Here is a 3,587-nt window from a genome sequence, read left to right on the forward strand (position 1 = left end):
CCCGACGGCGAGCGCTCACGTCCGGTGCCGACCAGTCCTGAGAGGGTGTTCTGAGGGGCTTCGCCGGGTTTCAGCTTGAGTTGATCTCTGGGGTGGGTGGAGCCGGCTGCGGCGCCCGGGGTGAACAGGGCGAGGATCTCCCGGTAGCCGTCCGGGAGAGGACCGGCGGGTGTGGGGGTGTCCTCGGTGGTCAGGTCCACCACGGTCTGATGGGTGATCTCCAACCGTTCCAGGGCGTGTTCGGCGGCCGCGAGCTGTTCACCGAGCCGGTTGATCTCTTCTCGAAGTTCGGTGACGGTCCGCCGGAGCCGCGCACGCCGGTTCTCGATCTTCTCCAGCAGGTCGGCGCTCACGGGACCACCTGTGCCCGGCCCGCGGCCGGTTCAGACCGGCGGGTCACGCCAGCTCAGCGCGGCGGTGCGGGTGAGTCGGCGTGCCATCACGTCGACCATCGACCAGCGGATCATCGCGACCGCGCTGGCGGGTTTCGTCTCGTAGTCCCGGGCCAGCCGCCGGTGCAGCATGAAGATCCCGAAGGTCTGCTCGACCACCCACCGTTTCGGCAGCGGGGTGAACCCCCGCGCTCCGTCCGGCCGGCCCACGATCTCCACGTCGATCCCCAGGTCGGCTCCGTGCTCGACGACGGTGGTCTTGAACCCGGCGTCCACCCACGCCTTACGCACCGACGGGGCGGTCGCGGCGACCCGGTCCAGCAGTGCGGCGCCGATCAGGTTGTCGTGCGTGCTCGCGGCGACCACGACCACCGCGATCAGCAGACCCAGGGTGTCGGTGGCGATCCCGCGTTTCCGTCCCGGGCTTCGTTTCCCCGGGTCCAGGCCGGTGGTCTCCCGAGGGGCGTTCGTCGACGCCCGCACGGTCTGGGAGTCCAGCACGACCGCGGTCGGGTCCGCGCGGCGGTGATGGTGTTCCCGGACCTGCCAGCGCAGCCGGTCCTGGCCTGGTACAGGATCGCGTTCACGATCTCCCGCAGCGCGTAGCGGCCCTGATGCCCGCTCGGCGAGGGGTGCCGGGCTTTCCACGCGGTCAGGACCGGCCGGATCAGTTCCCACGCCTCATCGGAGAGATCACTGGGGTACGGCTTGCGTTCCACCATGTCTTCCAGCAGAACGCACCAGCCCCCGAACGCAACACGATCAACCCCACACGCCAGAGATCACCCCAACCCGAAAACCGGCGAACCCGCACAGAACGCCCTCTCAGCGGTGGTGATCGGCGAGGGCCGGCGTAGCGGGAACGACGCGGCGAAGCTGGCCAGCAGGGAACGGGCGTCGTCGTCGGGTTCCCATCGGGGCAGGGTGAGCGGGGCGAACCGGTTCTCCAACTGGTCGTCCGAGCGGATGGCCAGGTAGGCGTCGCGGGTGCCGACCCCGACGAGCGGGATACGCAGCTCGTTGCCGAGGGATCGCAGCAGGTTCAGGAACTCCCGGCGGGTATCGCCGCGCCCGGCGAGCACGTTGTGCAGTTCGTCGATCACCAGCATGCGGGTTCCGACCTGCCGCAGCAGGGTCAGCGCCAGCTGTTCGAGCTCGGCCAGCCGCTGCCGTGGCCGTAACGGGGCGCCGAGCGCGGCCAGCATCGCGGTGTGGAAACGGCTGACCGACGGTTCGGAGGGCATCTGCACCGTCAGCACCGGGATCTCTTCCCGGTCCGGGTGGGAGATCGGCGGGTGGGTGCGCCGGAACTTCTCAACGATCATCGACTTGCCGTTGTTCGTCGGCCCGAGCAGTAGCAGGTTCGGCATCCGCTGCTTGGCTGGCCAGCCAAGCAGTGTCTCCAGCCGCTGAAGGGCCTCGGTCGCGCGGGGGTAGCCGATCCACCGGTCCGCCCGGACGTACCGCAGCCGCTCCTCGCCGGGCAGGCACGCGATCTCCCGCGCGGCCCCGTGCAGGTGCGACAAGTCGGCCGGCCCGTCCTCGGTCACCACTGCTCGATCACCTCGAACGGCCTTGGCCTCACCCAGGTCTGCGTGCCGCTCTCCGTCCCAGGCGGGGTGGGGCCGCGTCCGCCCGCGCCGCCTGGGACAGCGTCGCCGCGCGGCGTTCGCGGTCGCGACGGGCCTTGCTGGTCGTGGCCGCCGCGGTGTCGGTGATCTCGCGCATCCGTGCCACCACCGCGAACAGAGCGTTCTCATCGACCTCGGCGCGCCCCTGCTCGCGCAGCCGGGCGACAGCGGCCTGCTGCTCCCACACGCTGATCGGCGGCCGTGACAACGTCCGGTACGGCACCTCCAGATAGGCGCCGCCCTCCGGGTCCAGCACCCAGATCCGACTGAGGTCGCGCGGGTCGCGGCGCAGCACGAACTTCCCCAGCTGCTCGCGGCGGGCGATCCACGGCTTGAGCGCGTCGCAGTAGTACTGCACATGGTCGATCTGGAACCCGGTCCGGGACAAGGCCCGGCGGATCACCGGCAGGAAGTCCACCAGGAACGCCGTCTCGCTCGCCACCGTCGCCGGCGCCCCGGCCTCGGCGGCCTTCTGCGCCCACACACCCGCCGGCGTGCGGCCGAGTGTCTCGTGCACCTGGCCGTGGTAGCAGGCCACCGCCAGCGCCAGCCACGCCTGCAACTCGGCCAGTGTCAGCGCGGCCTGCCCCGGACGTCCGGCGTACTCCGTGGGAACGATCAGATCGTGGAAGATCTGGTCGTTGCGGGCCTCGGGCAGCCGGTAGCGTTCCCGGTCGACGTCACCGGCCACGCATCGACTCCAGGTAGCGCAGCGCCTCGGCGGAGGCGCGCCGCGCCTCGGTGATGCTCGTCGGGTCGTCGGGGCGCAGGTTCCGCCGGAGGGCGGCGAAGGCTTCCATCTGCTGCCGCCACCGCGCGACGTCGGTGGGGTGGGACCCTGTCGGGTTGTCGGCCGCAGCCGACACCAGCGAGGCGTATCCCCCCACGACCTGGTTGATCTCCTCGACCGCAGTCTCACAGTCCGCCGCAGTGGCGTCGTGCCACTCGAAGGCCGTAAGGCCACCCAGGACGGACTCCTCGGTGTTCCTCATGTTTTCCCTCTCCCTTCCCGCCCATGATCGAGGCGGGGTTCTCGTCCCCCTGCTTCTCCGGGAAACTTCGCGCTCCCGCGAGGATGGGACTGAATTCTCTACGCCTTTATTTCAGATCCGGTCGGCCGGCCGCTACCCGGCCGGCACCGAGTTCGGGGATGTGGGTGTACAGCGTGCTGCGGCTGACCCCCAACAACCGCGCGATCGAGGGAGACCGAGTTCTCCGGTTCCCGCAGCAGCACCCGGGCCTGACGGATCTGCTCGGCGTTGAGCGCCGGGGGCCTGCCGAGCCGCTGCCCGCGTGCCCGAGCCGGCTCCAGCCCTTCCCGCGTCCCCTCCACAATCAGCTCCCGGATGAACTCGGCGAGCGCCGCGAAGACGTGGAAGACGAGCCGGCCGCCGGGGGTGGTGGTGTCCAGCGCCTCGTGCAGCGACCGGAAGCCGATCTGCCGCCGGCGGAGTTCGGCTCCGGTGTCCATCTGGACGGCCCGGATCTCGATACCGACGTCCAGATGCTCGTCAGCGGTGAGGGGCAGGCGGGCGGATGCGGGCCGGGGTGGACTGTGCGGGGG

4 protein-coding genes and 2 pseudogenes are annotated in these 3,587 nt (G+C 70.6%); all 6 read right to left on the reverse strand.

Annotated features, from left to right (window positions below):
- Window positions 1-353, reverse strand: a pseudogene (locus AC08OO_RS22835) (hypothetical protein); the annotation flags it as partial.
- Between the two features lie 30 nt (window positions 354-383).
- Window positions 384-1,114 (reverse strand): annotated as a pseudogene (locus tag AC08OO_RS22840) (transposase).
- Window positions 1,115-1,174: 60 nt separating this feature from the next.
- Complete coding sequence (locus tag AC08OO_RS22845; RefSeq protein ID WP_476611796.1) at window positions 1,175-1,945, reverse strand: TniB family NTP-binding protein; 771 nt, start codon at window positions 1,943-1,945, stop codon at window positions 1,175-1,177.
- Window positions 1,946-1,973: 28 nt separating this feature from the next.
- Window positions 1,974-2,714, reverse strand: coding sequence for a Mu transposase C-terminal domain-containing protein (locus AC08OO_RS22850; RefSeq protein ID WP_476611795.1), 741 nt, complete (start codon window positions 2,712-2,714; stop codon window positions 1,974-1,976).
- Window positions 2,704-3,015, reverse strand: coding sequence for a hypothetical protein (locus AC08OO_RS22855; RefSeq protein ID WP_476611794.1), 312 nt, complete (start codon window positions 3,013-3,015; stop codon window positions 2,704-2,706). Before AC08OO_RS22855 ends, AC08OO_RS22850 begins: the two co-directional genes overlap by 11 nt.
- A 98-nt stretch (window positions 3,016-3,113) precedes the next feature.
- Window positions 3,114-3,587, reverse strand: a 474-nt coding sequence (locus AC08OO_RS22860; protein WP_476619059.1) for a recombinase family protein, incomplete at its 5' end; no start/stop codon positions are given.

The sequence above is a fragment of the Frankia sp. CeCAU1 genome (genome assembly GCF_977971845.1).

Excerpts from the sequence above, each read along its gene's own strand:
- AC08OO_RS22855 (WP_476611794.1), bottom strand. The coding sequence starts at position 3,015 with ATGAGGAACACCGAGGAGTCCGTCCTGGGTGGCCTTACGGCCTTCGAG.